Annotated in this window: 18 protein-coding genes and 1 pseudogene; 15 read left to right on the top strand and 4 right to left on the bottom strand. The window is 38.2% G+C overall.

Features of this window, described 5'->3' with window-relative positions; translation table 11 throughout:
- Positions 1-210: 210 nt before the first annotated feature.
- Positions 211-336 (top strand): annotated as a pseudogene (locus T344_RS31745) (helix-turn-helix domain-containing protein); the annotation flags it as partial.
- On the top strand, positions 337-513 hold the full coding sequence (locus tag T344_RS31560; protein WP_242842076.1) for a hypothetical protein: 177 nt from the start codon (positions 337-339) through the stop codon (positions 511-513). It begins immediately after the preceding pseudogene.
- A 245-nt stretch (positions 514-758) separates the two neighbouring features.
- Here T344_RS31560 and T344_RS31015 read toward each other — a convergent pair whose 3' ends face one another.
- The gene (locus T344_RS31015) at positions 759-932 is read right to left on the bottom strand and encodes a hypothetical protein (protein WP_154669446.1); all 174 of its coding nucleotides are present in this window, start codon (positions 930-932) and stop codon (positions 759-761) included.
- A gap of 618 nt (positions 933-1,550) precedes the next feature.
- Entirely contained in the window at positions 1,551-2,174 is a 624-nt protein-coding gene (locus T344_RS0113090) for an accessory gene regulator ArgB-like protein (protein ID WP_027629092.1), read from the bottom strand.
- 327 nt (positions 2,175-2,501) lie between these two features.
- On the opposite strand from T344_RS0113090, the gene T344_RS0113085 reads away from it, so the two are divergent.
- Complete coding sequence (locus tag T344_RS0113085) at positions 2,502-2,900, top strand: TM2 domain-containing protein (RefSeq protein ID WP_004630730.1); 399 nt, start codon at positions 2,502-2,504, stop codon at positions 2,898-2,900.
- Between the two features lie 484 nt (positions 2,901-3,384).
- Positions 3,385-4,287 carry a stalk domain-containing protein gene (locus T344_RS29750; protein WP_051571849.1) on the top strand — a complete coding sequence of 301 codons (903 nt, stop codon included), beginning with the start codon at positions 3,385-3,387 and terminating at the stop codon, positions 4,285-4,287.
- A 277-nt stretch (positions 4,288-4,564) separates the two neighbouring features.
- Here T344_RS29750 and T344_RS0113075 read toward each other — a convergent pair whose 3' ends face one another.
- Together T344_RS0113075 and T344_RS0113070 are read right to left on the bottom strand one after the other, a co-directional pair.
- On the bottom strand, positions 4,565-5,176 hold the full coding sequence (locus T344_RS0113075) for a MerR family transcriptional regulator (RefSeq protein ID WP_027629091.1): 612 nt from the start codon (positions 5,174-5,176) through the stop codon (positions 4,565-4,567).
- Positions 5,177-5,287: 111 nt separating this feature from the next.
- Entirely contained in the window at positions 5,288-6,193 is a 906-nt protein-coding gene (locus tag T344_RS0113070; RefSeq protein WP_027629090.1) for an RluA family pseudouridine synthase, read from the bottom strand.
- Positions 6,194-6,647: 454 nt separating this feature from the next.
- Here T344_RS0113070 and T344_RS0113065 point away from each other — a divergent pair, with 454 nt between their 5' ends.
- The 11 genes from T344_RS0113065 to T344_RS0113015 all read left to right on the top strand — a co-directional run bounded on the left by T344_RS0113065 (position 6,648) and on the right by T344_RS0113015 (position 17,166).
- A complete protein-coding gene (locus T344_RS0113065) occupies positions 6,648-7,718 on the top strand; it encodes a hypothetical protein (RefSeq protein ID WP_027629089.1) in 1,071 nt (356 codons plus the stop codon).
- A 112-nt stretch (positions 7,719-7,830) separates the two neighbouring features.
- A complete protein-coding gene (locus T344_RS0113060; RefSeq protein WP_027629088.1) occupies positions 7,831-8,448 on the top strand; it encodes a hypothetical protein in 618 nt (205 codons plus the stop codon).
- A gap of 223 nt (positions 8,449-8,671) precedes the next feature.
- On the top strand, positions 8,672-9,958 hold the full coding sequence (locus T344_RS0113055; protein ID WP_027629087.1) for a methionine gamma-lyase family protein: 1,287 nt from the start codon (positions 8,672-8,674) through the stop codon (positions 9,956-9,958).
- Between the two features lie 23 nt (positions 9,959-9,981).
- Positions 9,982-11,238, top strand: coding sequence for a biotin/lipoyl attachment domain-containing protein (locus T344_RS0113050; RefSeq protein WP_027629086.1), 1,257 nt, complete (start codon positions 9,982-9,984; stop codon positions 11,236-11,238).
- The gene (locus T344_RS0113045) at positions 11,231-11,938 is read left to right on the top strand and encodes a YggS family pyridoxal phosphate-dependent enzyme (RefSeq protein WP_027629085.1); all 708 of its coding nucleotides are present in this window, start codon (positions 11,231-11,233) and stop codon (positions 11,936-11,938) included. Before T344_RS0113050 ends, T344_RS0113045 begins: the two co-directional genes overlap by 8 nt.
- 54 nt (positions 11,939-11,992) lie before the next feature.
- Positions 11,993-12,469 (top strand): cell division protein SepF, encoded by a 477-nt coding sequence (locus T344_RS0113040; protein ID WP_027629084.1) that lies wholly within the window; start codon positions 11,993-11,995, stop codon positions 12,467-12,469.
- A gap of 63 nt (positions 12,470-12,532) precedes the next feature.
- Positions 12,533-12,823 (top strand): YggT family protein, encoded by a 291-nt coding sequence (locus tag T344_RS0113035; RefSeq protein ID WP_027629083.1) that lies wholly within the window; start codon positions 12,533-12,535, stop codon positions 12,821-12,823.
- Positions 12,824-12,831: 8 nt separating this feature from the next.
- Complete coding sequence (locus T344_RS0113030) at positions 12,832-13,617, top strand: YlmH family RNA-binding protein (RefSeq protein WP_027629082.1); 786 nt, start codon at positions 12,832-12,834, stop codon at positions 13,615-13,617.
- Positions 13,618-13,665: 48 nt separating this feature from the next.
- Complete coding sequence (locus T344_RS0113025; protein ID WP_027629081.1) at positions 13,666-14,130, top strand: DivIVA domain-containing protein; 465 nt, start codon at positions 13,666-13,668, stop codon at positions 14,128-14,130.
- A gap of 191 nt (positions 14,131-14,321) precedes the next feature.
- Positions 14,322-16,106: a sensor histidine kinase gene (locus tag T344_RS0113020; protein WP_027629080.1), complete on the top strand. Its 1,785-nt coding sequence runs from the start codon at positions 14,322-14,324 to the stop codon at positions 16,104-16,106.
- The gene (locus T344_RS0113015; protein ID WP_027629079.1) at positions 16,081-17,166 is read left to right on the top strand and encodes a response regulator transcription factor; all 1,086 of its coding nucleotides are present in this window, start codon (positions 16,081-16,083) and stop codon (positions 17,164-17,166) included. The genes T344_RS0113020 and T344_RS0113015 overlap by 26 nt, the downstream gene beginning before the upstream one ends.
- The last annotated feature ends 75 nt before the right edge of the window (positions 17,167-17,241 follow it).

Raw genomic sequence — 17,241 nt, 5'->3', positions numbered from 1 at the left:
TTGGTATTAAATTTATTATAAAATGCAAAACGCAATTTGTCAAATAAAAATTTTAAAAAAATAGTTGAAAAAAGTCATTATGAAGTTTGAGAAAAAAGTAATTAATTGACATATAAACAAATTTATAGTTATAATATTATAAGAAATATGTCAGAATAAATGTGAGGAAAATGAACCTATGGAGATAACGATTGGTGAAAGGTTAAAACAATTGGTCAGCAGGAAGTTGCCATCCAGCTTAATTTAAAAATACCCACCTTCAACGGTTATGTAAGTAACAAAAGGGAACCGTCAATATCAAAGCTGAAGCAGCTTGCGGAATATTTCAACGTATCTGTGGATTACCTGATAGGTTACAGTGACATAAGAGAACCGTATCTTAAGCATTTGCCCGAAGAGATAAGGGACTTCATACATGATCCCTCAAATGAACCGTACCTGGGGTTGGCAATGGATATCAAGGAACGGACTGCGGCAGTGGGCAGTACTCATTATAAAGAAATCAAACGATAAATAATACAATAAATAAAACGGATACAAATATCATAATTACCAAAACATATAAAGTTTTTTCTACAGGTTAGTATTTATTCAAGGAAATTTTATAGTCCTGAAAAATGAGCCATATTAAAGTTGACAATGGACATCAAGGACCGGTTGCTACGGTAGGCAGCAATGATTATAAAGAAATGAAACGGTAAATAAAACGGAAATATTTTCATTACTATCACCTCTTTTGCCAATAAAAAATTATTTGCTTATTGTGTTCCATGTTCTTTATAAAGATTTTTCGCAACATCCTCAATGCCCATGCCAATATCATTTAGTTTCCACCTAACATTGTCAAAATTTGAATGATCCGCATACAACTCTATATCTTTCAATAATTTATTTAGTTTTTCCGAAGCAAGCTTTTTATCTTTGGTTACCATGGAATTCCTGAGATATTAAGTATTGGAAATAAAGCGACACCTGTAATTATGAATATTTGTGAAGTACGAGGTATAGATATAAGCAATTTGTCCAATATAATAGCTGAGCCGAACATTTGAAGAGACAGTATATTAGCAAGTACTAATAAGCAAAGTATCACTGCAACTACAGGACTTGAAAGTATGGCTTTTATTAACCATCCCTTCACCAGGGTACGTTTCCGGCTTATCAGATATGTAATTAAACTAAGCTGTAAAAAACGTGCAGGCAGTGAGGTCATAAAGTATATTAATAAATTGTTTCTGATATCATCCATCGTCAACCCGGTTCCATATAACACAAACGGCAAATATATGAATTCAGTAATTCCAATAGAAAGAAAGCCATTATATAGAAGATAAAAGCTTTTAATATCCACTTTATTGCACTTACATCTCCGAAAATATCATTTCTAAATATTATAAGAACATACATTAAAAGCGGGGTTAAAAACTGAAAAAAGCCTGAATGCGAACCAATATTTATTAAAATATTGGATAACAAAGCACCTACGGTAGTCGGCAGGAAAACCCTGACATAGTCGAATCTGATTTAAATTTATAATTAAAAAGATAAAGTTATACGTTATTTAATCCGGATTTAATGAAATTAAAAAAGCCATGCCCTGCGGGGGTTATTGAAAATATCTCAAGCAGCACTCCGAAACATATTGCTATAACATACATTTTCAGGTTAAAAAATAACAGAATGCAGCAAAGTACCAGCAATATGCCAAGGTATACGATGGAAAGCCTCTTAAATTTAATAATAGCGGCAGGATCGGTTATAGGTTTGGTTGGTGTATCTTTTGGAGCATACTTTATCAGCATATGAAGGCTAAATGCAGATACAATAAACAAAAATATAGCAACTGCTGCCATACTCCAGTAGATATGAGTATATTGAGATATCAAAGCAGTCATTATGGTGAGTGCCATTGAAACAAAAAGACATTTACCGTATGTATCGAAGTGATACCCTCCTGCAAATAGTCTTAAGGAGGCCAATACTACTACAGTCACCAAGGCTGGAATAAAAATTCCTAGAAGTAGAGATACAGAAATCAATATAATACCTTTTACCAGTGTACCAAATAAAACATAAAAGCCATAATAGTAAACTGATCTCTTATTATGATTTTCATTCAAAACATACGCTAAATGTTTTGCACAAGCATATGACCACTTTTGGACAAACCTCATTTAATCTGCTCCTTACATAAATATTCAATATATTCCAATTTTATCATAGCGCCATACAAAAATCACCATATTTTTGAAGTTTTGGCGATGAACACCTGTAAACTGCCTAAATACATCATTTTTAGTAGACTTTTTTAAAAAATTAATATATATTAATCAGGTATAAATAAAAGGAACTATATGTAAAATTCTACTAATTTTAATATAGGATAATTTATTTCAGACATACTTTGTACTTAAGCGTATACTTAGGTGTAATACATTTTCGAAAGTTGTATGAAAAGACGAATGACTTAACGATAAATATCAAAACAGGAGGTAAATATTATGTATTGTAGAAATTGTGGTAACGTTATGAACGATCAGGCAGCGATATGTGTTGCGTGCGGAGTACCTGTTGGAAAGGGAAATAATTATTGTCCGTTGTGCGGTGATATAACAGATTCAATGGCTCAGGTCTGTATGAAATGCGGGGTTAATTTTAACGCATATGGCCAGCAGAAATCCAAACTTGCAGCAGGTTTGTTCGGAATTTTCCTCGGAATGTTCGGAGTTCACAGATTCTATTTGGGATATATCGGACTTGGCTTGGCACAGCTGCTCCTAACGTTACTATCATGCTTCATATTCTCACCGTTTATATATATATGGGGTTTGATCGAAGGTATACTGATATTGGCAGGTACCATAAACAAGGATGCAAAGGGTTTTCCTTTAAAAGACTGATAAACGGATAAAGTTGAATATAAATAAATTGAGAAGGGGTTGTCGCATTAGCTAAAAATAGCTGCGCAGCCCTGTTTTTGTGCCTTATTTATATTTTTTATAGAAATAATTTCTACACTATGGAGTCAAAGTTTGATGTTATTTGAGATATAAAAATAACTTAGTATCCTGATTTTAATTTTAGTTATAACAATAGCGTTTTTTATACTTTTAGTGTACTAACCGGGCACAATACGGTGCCGTATCAAAATGGAGCAAACAGTTGAATAGATCCGACAGATTTCTACAATGCTTCATGCAGTGGATCACGCTTGTGTCGAATATGTAAAAGAAGGATTATTTTACAAAAAATATTTACATAATTCGACAATGATGTTAGAATTAAATGGATAAAATGGTTTTTTCTAAGTCAATACAGTCATATTCCATTGGTGTGTGATTAAAACGTATTTACAAATAATAAATGACAAACGGAGGACGAAAAATGAAGAAAAAATATTTATCGATTGTAGCTGTTCTGGTGCTTCTTTCCTTTACTTCTGGCGCATTTGCGGCAACGAATGTTACCGCCATCAAGGCGTTCCTTAATAAAGGGATTGTTATCAATATCGATAATGCAAAATTCCAGCCGAAGAATGACAAAAAGGAGATATTATATCCCATTGTCTATAATGGGAAAACATATGTGCCAATAAAGGAATTTGCAGAAGACCTTGGTGCTGCGGTCAAATATGACAGTAAAGGTGACGGTACATATAATGTTACAAGTACAGCGGGTGAAGATGGCATACCGACGCAGGATGGCAATTCTTCAAGCGGATCCAAAACAAGCGGTTCAACAACAAGCGCCGATGGTTCTTTAAGCTCGCCCGTTCCTATAAATGAAAAGTTTACCTGGTCATCAACCTCTCAGTTGACAGAGAAAGATAATAAAATCAGCGGCACTTATTCTTGTACCGTAAAAAAAGTTACTCCAATTACCAAGGATGAGATTGCTGCATTGGGAATTAAGAATAGTTCAAATGATTCACGGATTGAATATGTTATGGTTAACATACTATGGGAAGTAAAAGATGCAAAAGTATTGATAAATAATACAGGCATGAAAAGCAGTTTGTCAACATATTGGACCCCTAATATCTGGGGAGTGGAAACAGCGGATAAAAGTTGGATTATCGGAACAAGAGACTATGGTTTTGAAGGCTCTCTGAGCAGTGCGGTAAGCAAGGCCGGGACTGCGAGATTGGATGTTGGTATGACGGAATCATACTCTGCCGAAGGAAAAGCAATTATTCCGGTATATAAGAATGATACCAATTATTTAGTGCTTCGTAAATCAGGAGAGAAGGATGCTGAAAAATCCAAAATACACTTTAAGCTGAAATAAAATATTTTCTATGCTGCACATTGTACTGAATAAGTGCTGCAAATTTAATACAGAAAACATGAGAGTAAGTCTGTGAAATAACGATTGCTCAGCGCCAAGCAGTTGGTGTCGTGATCATATCTAATCAGGTGTAAAACAAAAAGGCGTTGTCTTTATAAAAAAGGCAGCGCCTTTTTACCGGATGACAAAAAGGAGTATAAAGTTATGTTAGTCTCAAAATTTAGCAATGAGTATATTCATGAAAATATCAATATTTTTGAAGATAAGTCTGGTCCATTTACGCCTTTCCGATTAATTTCTTCAGCCTTCCCCCAAGAGAGGTGCTTTTCCGTTCTCTCCAGCTGGTGATATTTCTGTCGACCTCCTGGAAGTGTCTGTCAAGTTTGATCTCAAGTTTTCTTGAACTGTTTTCAACACATGCTCCCAGCTCAAGCTTCGATTTATGTATCTCCTTTGATATCTGTTCCCTGGTTGACAAAAGCTCTGTAGAAATATTATTAAAAACCTGTTCCTTCATATTGTTGAGTGCATCGATAATTGCAGTAAGCTCGGTGCTGCTCAGTTGTGAAGCAGCATGGCCCATGATCGCGGGCAACTGAGCCTCATTAAGCTGAACTGATGAATTTAAAGCTGTACCCGGAGGATTGACCTTTATGATATGCTCATCTTCCAGTATTTTTCTTATGGCTTTAAGTTCGAGTCCCTGATCGCGCATATCCTTGATCTGGTACATGACATTCGCCAGCTCGGTGGTATAAAATCTCCTGCCTCTGCTGTCCTTGGGGATTTTCAGCCCGAACTCCTTTTCATAAAATCTTAAAGCATGATCAGTTATATTTAAACATTCGCTTAACTCTGTTATAGAATACCGATCCTTTAAAATATCCATATAAAATTCCTCCTGACAAATCCTTTTTCATTTGTAGAACCGGTATTTTAACCCGGCGCAAATCTATTTCATATGAAGATAGTAGCATATCAGGAGGTTGATGTAAAATATTTACAGACTATTTCGCATTATTTCCAGCACTGCCTTCATGTCCTGGGGCAGTTCAGCATTGAAGATAACTTCCTTATGGGTTTCAGGATGAACTATTTTGGTAATATGGGAATGGAGAGCCTGGCGGGAAATTAATAAACCTGTATTTTCAGAATAAAGTGTATCTCCATATATGGGAAAACCCATGGCCTGGCAGTGGACTCTGATCTGGTGGGTTCTTCCGGTTTCCAACTTAAATTTAAGTAAAGCTGCATTATGCAAAGGGAAACTCTCCATGACCGCATAATGTGTTACCGAAGGTGCTCCCGTCTCGGAAACATGTCTCAGCATAATGCTTCCGGGCTTTCTGTCAATGGGCAGATCAATGGTGCCTGCGTTTGAAAGTGGTATACCCTGGACAATGCCCAGGTACTCCTTTTCAAAAATTTTTGCCTTCATCTGCCGGATAAGTGCCTCCTGTGCAAACTGATTTTTTGCAAAGATAATAATGCCGGAGGTTTCTCTGTCCAGCCTGCTGACAGGTCTGACTTTTTTGGAAATGCCTTTTCCCTTAAGATAATAAACAATCCCGTTTGCTATTGTGGAATCGGGATGGCTGCTGGTAGGGTGAACCACGGTTCCGGACTGCTTGTTCAGCACCAGGAGACAGTTATCCTCGTAAATTATATCTATGGGAATGTCCTGTGGTTCAATATACTCACAGTATTCTTCAAGTTCGAGTTCAACTCTAATCTGATCGTTTTCTTTTATAATAAAATTTACGTGAACAGCTTCACTGTTTACATAAATTTTATTTTGGAATTTTAGTTTTTTAACCAACCTTTCGGATATTTGCAGTCTGCCCTTCAGAATGTATTTCAGGGGCCTGCCTGCATCGGAAATATCAGCTTTGTGCTCTAAAATCATTATTTCCTCCATGGTTGAGCAGCCATAATAAAACTTCTACAGCTATTATACAGGCATTAAATAATTAGCTCAACTTTGAATATTCTTATTTTGTAAAGTAAATTACGGAAAAATATGATAAACATATTGGCAGGCTCGAAATGATAAAACGAAAAAAATCACAAAATAAATAATATTGTAATTAATTGAAATATATTCCAAGCGGTGTTACAATAAACATAAACTGGAAGATAATGTATTCTGTAATATTATCTGTAGTTTAAAGGAAGCTTTCGATCAATTCTTACTTGGTCGGTATTCTTGATCGAAAGCTTTCACCAACCTCTTTACAGAGAAAAGGTATATTCATTATATACCTCTATGGGATATTTGTGAAGAGAGAACTAATAAGAAGGAGGAAAGTCAGGTACTTGTTATCTTATCCCATGAAACTATAAATTTTGGAGGTATTTTTATGAAAAGATTTAAAAGTTTTTTATGTATTTTAATTGTTTTGTGTTTCAGCATATCGGTTTTTGGTATTTATGCTGAAAATGATGATCCTGCTGTTAAACCGGATTTATTCATTGGAACAGAAAAAGTATGTGTAGGTTTGGAAACTTCAGCAAGTAATGTGGTTATTGAAAGTAACGGATATTCTGAATTTGTTGATTGTTATGCAACATTGGATGACAATACAGTAATGAATGTTAACTATGATGCAAAATGGGAGACTGATAATCAAAATATTGCTGTTGCATTTGAGGGCAGGATATTAGCAAAAGGTAAAGGGAAAACAAGGATCAAAGTATCATACGAAGGGTTTGAAAAATATATTGATGTTGAAATTTTAAAAGAGATAGACCTTATTAAAGAAGAAAAGGCTTTAAATGAAATTTTTAAAAGTAGGAAAAGCAATGATGACATGCTTGGAACTCTTAGCTTAACCAATTCTGAAAGACAAGAAATTCGTGATAAGGCTATGGCTATGATAGCGTATATATGGAGACCTGCTAAAGATTTAACAGGATGGAAAGACTTATATACATTTGAGAAAGATACGACCTGTATTGGTATTCCATATTCACAAACACCAAACCAAGTAGATGAAGCAGGCTTTAAATCTGCACAGTCAAAAAGTGATTTTTATACTTCAATTACTTCTCCAAATATTATGCCAAGATATGGGAATGATTGTTCCGGTTTTACAAGTTTCTCATGGGGGATATCAAGACAAACCACTTTAAGTTTTTATAATGGCATAAAAAAAGGTACTTATCCAAAAGTCGGCAGTTATAATGCAGATACTCCTACTTCGCCCTCGGCTTCAGAACTAAAAAATTCATATAAGTTGTTGCAGACCGGTGATGCTGTTGTATATCGAACTTCAGACAACACTGGAGGCCATGTTTTTGTGATCGCAGTCAATTTTACCACGGATTCAAAAGTTCAGTGTTTTGAGCAAACGGATCCTTATTGTGATATTACATATTGGACTTATGATCAATTGGCAAATAGGAAATATATGCCTTTCGCTAAAAAATAGGTAATTATAAATGCCTTCGTAAACATAAAAAGTTTTTTATTGCTCTTTACGAAGGCATTTTAATTTTTATTGTATATAATGGAATTAAGAAAATAAGTGGAGGTACTATTTTATGAAGTGGTTGGCAAGCTTTAAACTGGTTGTATTGGTTCTGTCAATTTTAATTCTGCTGCCGGGGTGCAGTACAATAAATGAAAATAACTCGAATGAACCTTATGGCACACATGGGAATCAAATAACTTCAACTTCCACCGGAGATGAAGTTACACTGGAAAAAACCGAATCAAAGTTATTTGCAGATATAAGCAAATATACAATAGAAAATCCCAAAGCATACAGTAATGATGAATTTAAATTAAGTGTAGATTATCCTGCAGAGTGGGAAGTTTCCATTGATGGCAAATCATCACCTGATTTGCCGGATGGTGATCCCCAGCGTGGTATTTCCATATATGTTGAAAGCAATAAAAATGATCTCATCTATGTTTATCATCAGTTTGGTCACATCGGCCTCCTGACAGACGGTTTTACAAGTGAAAACTTTACCACAACTGCCGGAGTCAAAGGGAAAATTCTATACCAGAAATCACAAGAAAATATAAAGATTTATCTTGTTCTTGGAGATGCATTCAACGGTGCAATAATAAAAATGAGTGAAACTTCATTTCAAAAAAACAAGGGGCAGATTTTAGGTATTTTAAAAAGCATAAAAATTGCAGAATTTGAATAGCACATAAGTCGACTTCCAATTTGAATAAAATTTTGTTCAATTACAATTAAATATTTATTATCTCTTAATTATTGCATTTATCCTCCGCCTTAGCTGCAAAAATTTTCTACGCCGGCAATATACGTTTTAGATGTTACAGACACTAGCTAGCGGCTTCAAAATGGTATATAATTCTATTAAAAAGCTAATTTTTATTTATACTTATACGAAAGAGGAATGGTTGATGGATTTTAAAATAAGGGAATATTTGAAACAGTACTTTGAAATTGAGGACAGGGTGATTGAACTGGCTGAGCAGGCCGAAAAGGACGCTCAGAAGGTTTTTGAAAGAATAGAGAATACCAAACAGATAAACCAGTTAAAAGTAATCAAGGCAATGCAGGACAACAAACTCAGCGATTCACATTTCAACGGAACTACCGGCTACGGTTATGATGACAGGGGAAGGGAAGTTCTCGACAGTGTGTATGCAAATATTTTTTGTGCGGAAGATGCACTGGTCAGACATCAGATAGTCTCAGGTACACAGGCTCTGGCACTGTGTCTTTTTGGCAATCTCAGACCGGGAGACCAGCTGGTGGCCGTTACCGGCAAGCCCTATGATACATTGGAGGAAGTAATAGGGATCAGAGGTGAGAACTGCGGTTCTCTGAAGGAATTCGGAGTCAATTACAGACAGGTGGAATTAAGGCCTGACGGGAAACCTGATTTGGAACAAATACGCAGGGTTGTCACGCCTTCAACAAAAATGGCAATGCTCCAGCGCTCAAGAGGGTATTCCTGGAGAGATGCATTGTGCATTGAAGACATAAAAAGTGTTATAAGCACTGTCAAGTCCATAAACAGTTCAATAATTGTCATGGTTGACAACTGCTACGGGGAATTTGTAGAAGAGGTTGAACCGATTGAGGCGGGGGCAGATATAATAGCAGGCTCCCTTATAAAAAATCCGGGAGGCGGACTGGCTTTGACAGGGGGCTATATTGCAGGCAGAAAAGAGCTGGTGGAGCAGGCTGCCTTTAGACTGACATCTCCGGGACTGGGAAAAGAAGTAGGGGCTTCACTGGGCAATAACAGACTGATGTTCCAGGGCCTGTTCATGGCACCTCATGTTGTAGCCGAAAGCTTGAAGGGAGCGGTGTTCTGTGCTGCCCTTATGGAACGTGCCGGCTTTGAAACACTGCCTTCAGTCGATGCAAAAAGAAGTGACATAATCCAAGCTGTAAAATTCGATAACGAACAAAGCCTCATAGCATTCTGCCAGGGTATCCAGAAGGGTTCACCGGTGGATTCCTATGTAACACCCCAGCCCTGGGAGATGCCCGGCTATGATTCCCCGGTGATAATGGCGGCAGGAGCCTTTGTTCAGGGCTCCTCCATAGAGCTCAGCGCCGATGCGCCCATAAAGAGTCCGTATATAGCGTATATGCAGGGCGGTCTGGTATATGAGCATGTAAAGCTTGGAAATATCATAGCGCTGCAGAAATTGTTCAATAGCAGGGACAAATAGCCGCTGCGGAAATGGAGTTGTACATGAGTGTTTTTAAAAAGCAGAGTGTCAGAATAGGAACCCTCATAGCAGGTGTATTTCTGTTAATATACCTTCCGGCGCTGTTATTTATCATATATGGAAACGGTGTCGAAACTGACATACTCAAAATAGGCAAGATAGAGGACACACAGAATATAGACGGAGTTTTCATAAGAAATGAAGAACTCATTTTGTCGCCCGAAACAGGCAATTGTGTAATGGATGCGGTAGACGGGGAGAAGGTCCCTGCCTTTTACAGAATAGCTTCTGTAGTCAAAAATGTTCCGGTATCCACCTATGAGGAGCTAAAAACCAAGGAAATGGAGATTGAGCGGGCACAAAAGGCACAGAAGGAAAATATAAATATGTTTTCCAGTGACATAAAAAAACTGGATTCGGAAATAATTGAAGAGGTTAAAAATCTTGCCCAGCAATCCATCCGCGGCAGCCTTGTTGAAAGCTACAACAGTCTTTCCAGCATAGACAGGATCGTTTACAGGAAGTCTGATATTTTTGGTGACAGCAGCAAGTCGGCGGCGTATATAAACAAGCTTAAGAATGAAAAAGCCGCTATACAGGGCAAATTGAACAACAATATCAAAGAAATACGGACAAAGAGTTCAGGATTGATATCCTATGCCATAGACGGCTATGAATCCATACTCACTCCGGAGACCATCAGGAATATTACACCGAAGGAGCTTGAGAAAATAACAACCAGGGAAACCAACAGGGATTTCAATGTCATTGATGCGGCCAAGGGGAAACCTGTTGCAAAGCTGGTCAAGGATCTGGACAGCTACATGGTGACGGCTGTTGATGAAAAATACTGCAAATCCCTGCAGCTTGATAAAACCGTCACCCTCAGGATCAATGATACGGGTTTGAATATCGAAGCAAAGATAGTTTACAGCTCTGACCTTATAGACGGAAAAAGAATCATAGCCTTTAAATTTGATGCGGGCTTAAATGAGACAGTGGGTTTGAGAAGGGTAAACGCAGATATAATATTATCCAGCTATACGGGTTTGAAAGTACCCTACAGTTCTTTGCAGAACATTGATACCAAAAACAAAACTGCGCTGATCACCGTTGTCAAGGGTCATACGGCTGCCATAAAAAAGGTGAGGATCGTAGGTATGAATGAGAGTGCAGTCATTATCGACAATTTAGAGGGCGAAAATACAAATACCATCGCCTTGTATAATACATATATCCTAAATCCTAAGAATATACAGGAGGGACAGACAGTTGATTGATACAGAGATTAAAAGCAATCTGGATAATATTTTTAAAAGGGTGGGAGCGGCAGCCGAAAAGAGCGGCCGCTCAGTGGAAGACATCAGGGTGATAGCCGTTACCAAAACTGTTGAGGCAGACAGGATCAAAAATGTATATGAATACGGTATTCTTGATATGGGTGAGAACAGAGTGCAGGAATTGACCGAAAAATATGACAGGCTTCCTTCAGACTGTAAATGGCATTTGATTGGGCATCTCCAGACCAATAAAGTCAAATATATAATCGATAAGGTTGAAATGATACATTCCGTGGACAGCATGGAGCTTGCCAAAGAGATTAACTCAAGGGCTGCAAAGCATGGGAGGAAGATCGATATTCTTTTGCAGGTCAATGTTTCGGGAGAGGATACAAAATTTGGAATAAGTCCTGGTGATGTAGATGAATACGTAGGTATAATTTCCCGGATGGAAAATATTTCTCTCAGAGGACTTATGACCATAGCCCCATTTACTCAGGACCCACAGGTCATAAGGCCTGTATTTAGGAATCTTTATAATATATATATTGACATAAAGCATAAAAATATAGATAATGTTAATATGGATTATCTTTCCATGGGTATGAGCAACGATTTTGAGATAGCCATTGAAGAGGGGGCAAACATTGTCAGGATCGGTACCGGTATATTTGGAAAGAGGGATTATACAAAGAAGTAAATTTTACAAGCGAAAAGATTAAATAAATTACTAAAGACGCAGGAGGTATTTGAAATGTCAAAACTTCTAAACAAAGTTTTTAATTTCGTCGGATGGGAAGCAATTGACGAGGAAGAGGATGAAGACTTAGATCTTCGCGATACCGACTATAGGGACGATATTAAAAGCGAACCTATTCAAACGCACTTCTTCAACAATTCCAAAAAGCAGCAGCAGTCAGGCAAAGTAGTAAATATTCATTCTGCAAATCAGTTTAAGATGGTTGTTTCTCAGCCGGATACATTTGATGATGCTCAGGATATCTGCGACCACCTGAAGAGCAAGAAGCCTGTGGTTATTAATCTGGAAGGCATAGAAAAAGCAGATGCCCAGAGGATAATTGACTTCTTAAGCGGTTCTATCTATGCTCTTGACGGAAGCATACAGAAGGTATCCTGTGATATATTTGTTATAGCTCCAAACAATGTGGATGTCAGCGGAGACTTGAAGGAAGAACTCAGAAATAAAACAGTATTTCCATGGGCTAAATAGGAGAACATTGACTGGTGATATTTGGGGCTGATAATAAGGTTTTCTTATTTCGGAGGAATTTTGATGGATGCAGTTTTATATGCTATAGATTGGGTATTGAAAATATTTGAGTTTGCACTCATTGCCAGAGTGCTTATCTCATGGCTGCCGGTATCGAGATATAACAAGGCAGTTGATTTGTTGTACACAATTACCGAACCGGTGCTTGCACCAATAAGAAAAATGTTGAATCAATCCAGGCTAATGAACAATTCCATGCTTTCCATGATTGATTTTTCGCCCATAGTTGCATTTATACTTATAGGTGTGCTGAGAAGAGTAATTTATATTTTGTTTAATATGTTTTATTTTTGACGCTATATATGAATAAAAACGAATTATTAAAAATGGTTTCCGGGATTGAGGATAGGGTAATGGTTTCGCGTCTTCTGGATAAGGCAGAACAATGCCGTTATTCCTCTTTTGTGTATTCGGATTTTCTTTCTCCCCATGAGGCGGTTATTGTCAAACGTGTATTGGACAAGGTCGACGGGATTTTTTATACCTTTACGGGTGGTTTTGAAGGGGCGGAGCGGGTTATGGCCGCTATGAGCTCTGACTTCATTGATGAAGAGGAAGCTCTGGACAATGCTCCCATAAGCTATCTGAGGATAACACCTGTTATTGATAAGGACTTGTCTCACAGGGATTATCTCGGTTCGATCCTGGGCCTTGGGATAAAGAGGGAAAAGGTAGGGGATATACTTGTCTACGAGAACTATGGTGATGTATTTTTAATTGATAAAATTGCGGAATATATTTCATACAATCTGGACAAAATTGGTAATACAAGGGTTGAATGCGAACTTCAGCAGGTCTACCGGTACACCCCTCCCGAAAGGAAGGAAAAAATAATCAATACCACAGTTGCGTCTGTAAGAGCTGATTCTGTGACTGCAAGCGGTTTTGGCATGTCCAGGACCAAGGTTATGGAGTATTTTAAAGCCCAGAGGGTAAATGTAAACTGGGAGCCGGTTTCAAACCCGTCGAAGCAGCTGTCGGAAGGCGATGTAATTTCCATTCGGGGCAAGGGAAGGATTTTATTGGACAAGGTTGGCGGAACTACTAAAAAGGATCGCATTAATATAATTATCAAACGTTTTGAATAAGGATATTATATCAAGGAACTTTTAATTCCTTGGAAAGGTTGGCTTATTATGAACTATACTCCAAATGATCTTGATAATATCAAGTTTAAGAAGAACTTCATGGGCTATAAGGAAGATCAGGTTAATGAAGTTCTGGACAGCATTATACAGGACTACGAACTATACATAAAGGAAAACATTGAACTCAAAGACAGAATTTCTGTTTTAAACGAAGGAATACAGCACTACAAAAATATAGAAGAGTCCTTGCAGAACACATTGATCGTAGCACAGCAGACAGGTGAGGAAATAAAGAAAAATTCCTACTCCAAAGCCGAAAATATTGTAAAAGAGGCTGAATTAAAGGCCCAAAAGATTATCAATGATGCAAATCAGGAAGTAATAAAGATCCGTTTTGAATATGAAGAAATGAAAAAGAGACTGCATTTGTTTAAAACCAAATCGGAAACTCTTCTGCTGTCACAGCTTGAACTGTTGAAGCAGGTCTTTAGCACGGACGATGATCTGGAATAACTGACTATATGTATATTTCTCATAGTTACTCAAACCCCCAAAAATGAACCAGGCAGCGTTGAAGCTTGGTTCATTTTTGGGGGTTTTATATTAATAGATGACAAAGAAGCGGACTTTTGACGGGTGTAATTTATAGTGCTATACTGAATTATCTAAAAAACACACATATATGGCTTGATAGGAGAATTTACATGGAATCTTCAAAAAAGTCAAAAAGGACCCTTTCTATCAGAACAAAGATATTTCTGTTTATGCTTGCGGTAGCAATCATCCCCACTATTCTGATCACTGCGCTGGCTGCGTTCAATACCTATGATTCGCTGTACAGGCAGTTGATTGCAATAAACAAGGATGGAATGCTGTGGGGCAGCGACAGGGTGTCACAGTTTTCAGACGAGTTGAAAAATACCTTCTACTCCATGGAGTTCGACAAAAGCTTCAGAAACGCTGTCCTCAAATGGGGTAAAGACAGCGATTCCTATCAGGACAGTGCAATTCTGCGAAATACCTTCAATGCTACCTTAAATAAAAATAATCTGTTCTCTTCCATAGAATTATACCTTGTCAGTGACAGGAGTGTTATTAAGGCCAAAAGAGCCGGAACAACACTTCAAAGTGATGAGGAGGGTTTTTCCAATACCTTTAGCCGCCCGGCCGAGATGCAGACCAATATGTATTTGAAACTAACCGGTCAGGGCCTGTATGCCGTACATAACATAAATACTTTCGAAGACCGCAACCTGGTTGCAAAACTGGCATTGCAGCTGCGGACGGTAGAGCTTCAGGGAATTCTTGAAAAGCTTAAAACAAGTCAGGATGAACGGGTTTATCTTCTCAACGATCAGAGTGAAATTGTCATGTCAATTAATAAGGGGTTTGATGATAAGCAGCTTTTGGCAAAAAGTATAAGCCTCATCAATACCGGCGGTTCCGGAGAGTACTTTTCAATTGACAACAATATAATATTTTACGGTCAGGACAGGGGTGGGAAACTTGGCATAATAAAAATAATTCCCCGGAATGAAATAGTGAAAGATACCAGACCAACCGTATTTGCCGGTATCTTTATGGGTATTGCCTGTGTTTTTGCCGCAATAATGCTATCAGCATTGATTTCTTTTTATATAAGTTCTCCTATCCTGAAATTGACCGACAAGGTAAAGAATATACAAATGGCCACGTTGGAGATAAAAACAGGTGAGGATTCCAGGAATGAAATCAGTGTACTGGAAAATCATATAGCCCTCTTTGTTCAGAGGATTAAAGATCTGATACATCAGGAATACATCATAAAGCTCCAGGCTAAATCAGCCCAGATCAAGGCCTTGCAGGCCCAGATAAATCCACATTTCCTGCACAACACCCTGCAGCTGATAGGCAGCATATCACTGTCAAGGGGAGTCAGGGAGGTCTACAATATTGCAGGTGCATTAAGCAGCATGATGCGCTACAGCATGGATTTCGAGAGCGGGTTTGTGACATTGGGAAGTGAATTGGAGCATCTTGACAATTATTTGCTCATACAGAAGGAAAGGTTCTATGACAAATTCAGTATCGAGCTGGATATACAGGAGGAAGTAAAAAACTGCCTCATGCCCAAGCTCCTGCTGCAGCCCATAGTTGAAAACTGCTTTCAGCATGGATTTGACAGGAGCACCGGGGATTGGAAACTCTGGGTAAAAGCATATTTGTCTGAAGATAAAAAGGTTCACATTACAGTCCGGGATAATGGCGGCGGAATGAGCCGGGAACAGGTGGAGGCCCTGAATGAGGAAATGAAGGATGCGGCCTGTGGAAGCATAAAGAACGGCCGGCATATCGGACTTATGAACGTAAATTCCAGGATAAGGCTCAACTTTTCTGAAAACGACGGGATAACCGTATACAGTGAAAAAGAAGAGGGCACCCGTATAGAGTATATATTTGATGCACAGGGAGTGGGGGAAGACAATGGGTTACCGGGTAGTGATAATTGATGATGAAGCCTGGACAAGGGATACAATAAAGAGAATCGGTAACTGGCAGGAATATGGGTTTCAGATGGTAGGCGAGGCCGCCGACGGGGTTTCGGGTATAGAATGTATCAAACAGTTGAAGCCCCATTTGATAATAACCGATATGAAAATGCCGGGAATTGATGGGGCAGAGCTGCTTCAGCTGCTCTCACAGCAGAATATAAAGGCCAAGGTCATAGTTATCAGCGGCTATTATGATTATAACTATACCAGACAGGCGTTGAACAGCCATGTAATGGATTATTTGCTGAAGCCCATAAAAGAGGATGAATTCAACCGGCTGATAAAACGCTGTTCTGATGAACTGGACCGTGAAATGCTGATGGAAGAACAGAATGAAATAAGTCTGGTTGGAATTGCCGATACAAGCTGGTTGACGAAATATATCGAAGCACGGGATGACACCAGAAAATGCCTTGAAGGCCTCTCCAAAAAAGGAGTCCGGTGTGCTCTGGATAAAATGAAGGCTTTGCTTGAGCAGCAAAAGGATGACAGGGCAAAGCTGAAACTGGTCATTAATATGAATTATGATCTGCACAAGATAGTGGAGGAAACAGTCATTGCCAAATATAGTGCAGCCGTGGACCGGTCATTGGCGGTTGAGCTGCCCTTTACCATCAGAGAAAGCGGAAGCCAAGAGGAGTTTATCAGGCACTATACTGCCATAGCGGATAAAATAATAGATGAAGTTAATTTGCAGAGGCAGAGAAAAAACAAGATAGATATTCTGGCAATCAAGCAGTTTGTGGATAATAATTTTTCCGGTAACATTTCTCTGGAGGAATTGGCCAAAACCAATTTTGTAACAAAAGAATATCTGTCTTCCGCATTCAAAAAGGAGCTGGGTATTACTTTTTCCGATTACCTGACCGGAGTCCGCATGGAAAAGGCAAAAGAGCTGATTGTGGAATATGGTCTGCCCATACAGGCTGTTTCGGACATGACCGGTTACCTGGATATTGCCCACTTCTACAAAACCTTTAAAAAGTATTTTGGAACGTCCCCGGGTAAAATGAGATAAAAAAGCTGAAAATTATGACATTAAAATTTGACTATAAATGTGATTAACAAGGGCAAATGTAAATTTGCATTTTCC

It is taken from the genome of Ruminiclostridium cellobioparum DSM 1351 = ATCC 15832 (genome assembly GCF_000621505.1).
GTDB lineage: Bacteria > Bacillota > Clostridia > Acetivibrionales > DSM-1351 > Ruminiclostridium > Ruminiclostridium cellobioparum.
Note: the sequence above shows the minus strand (reverse complement) of the source record. Positions and strands in the feature narration are given on the sequence as shown.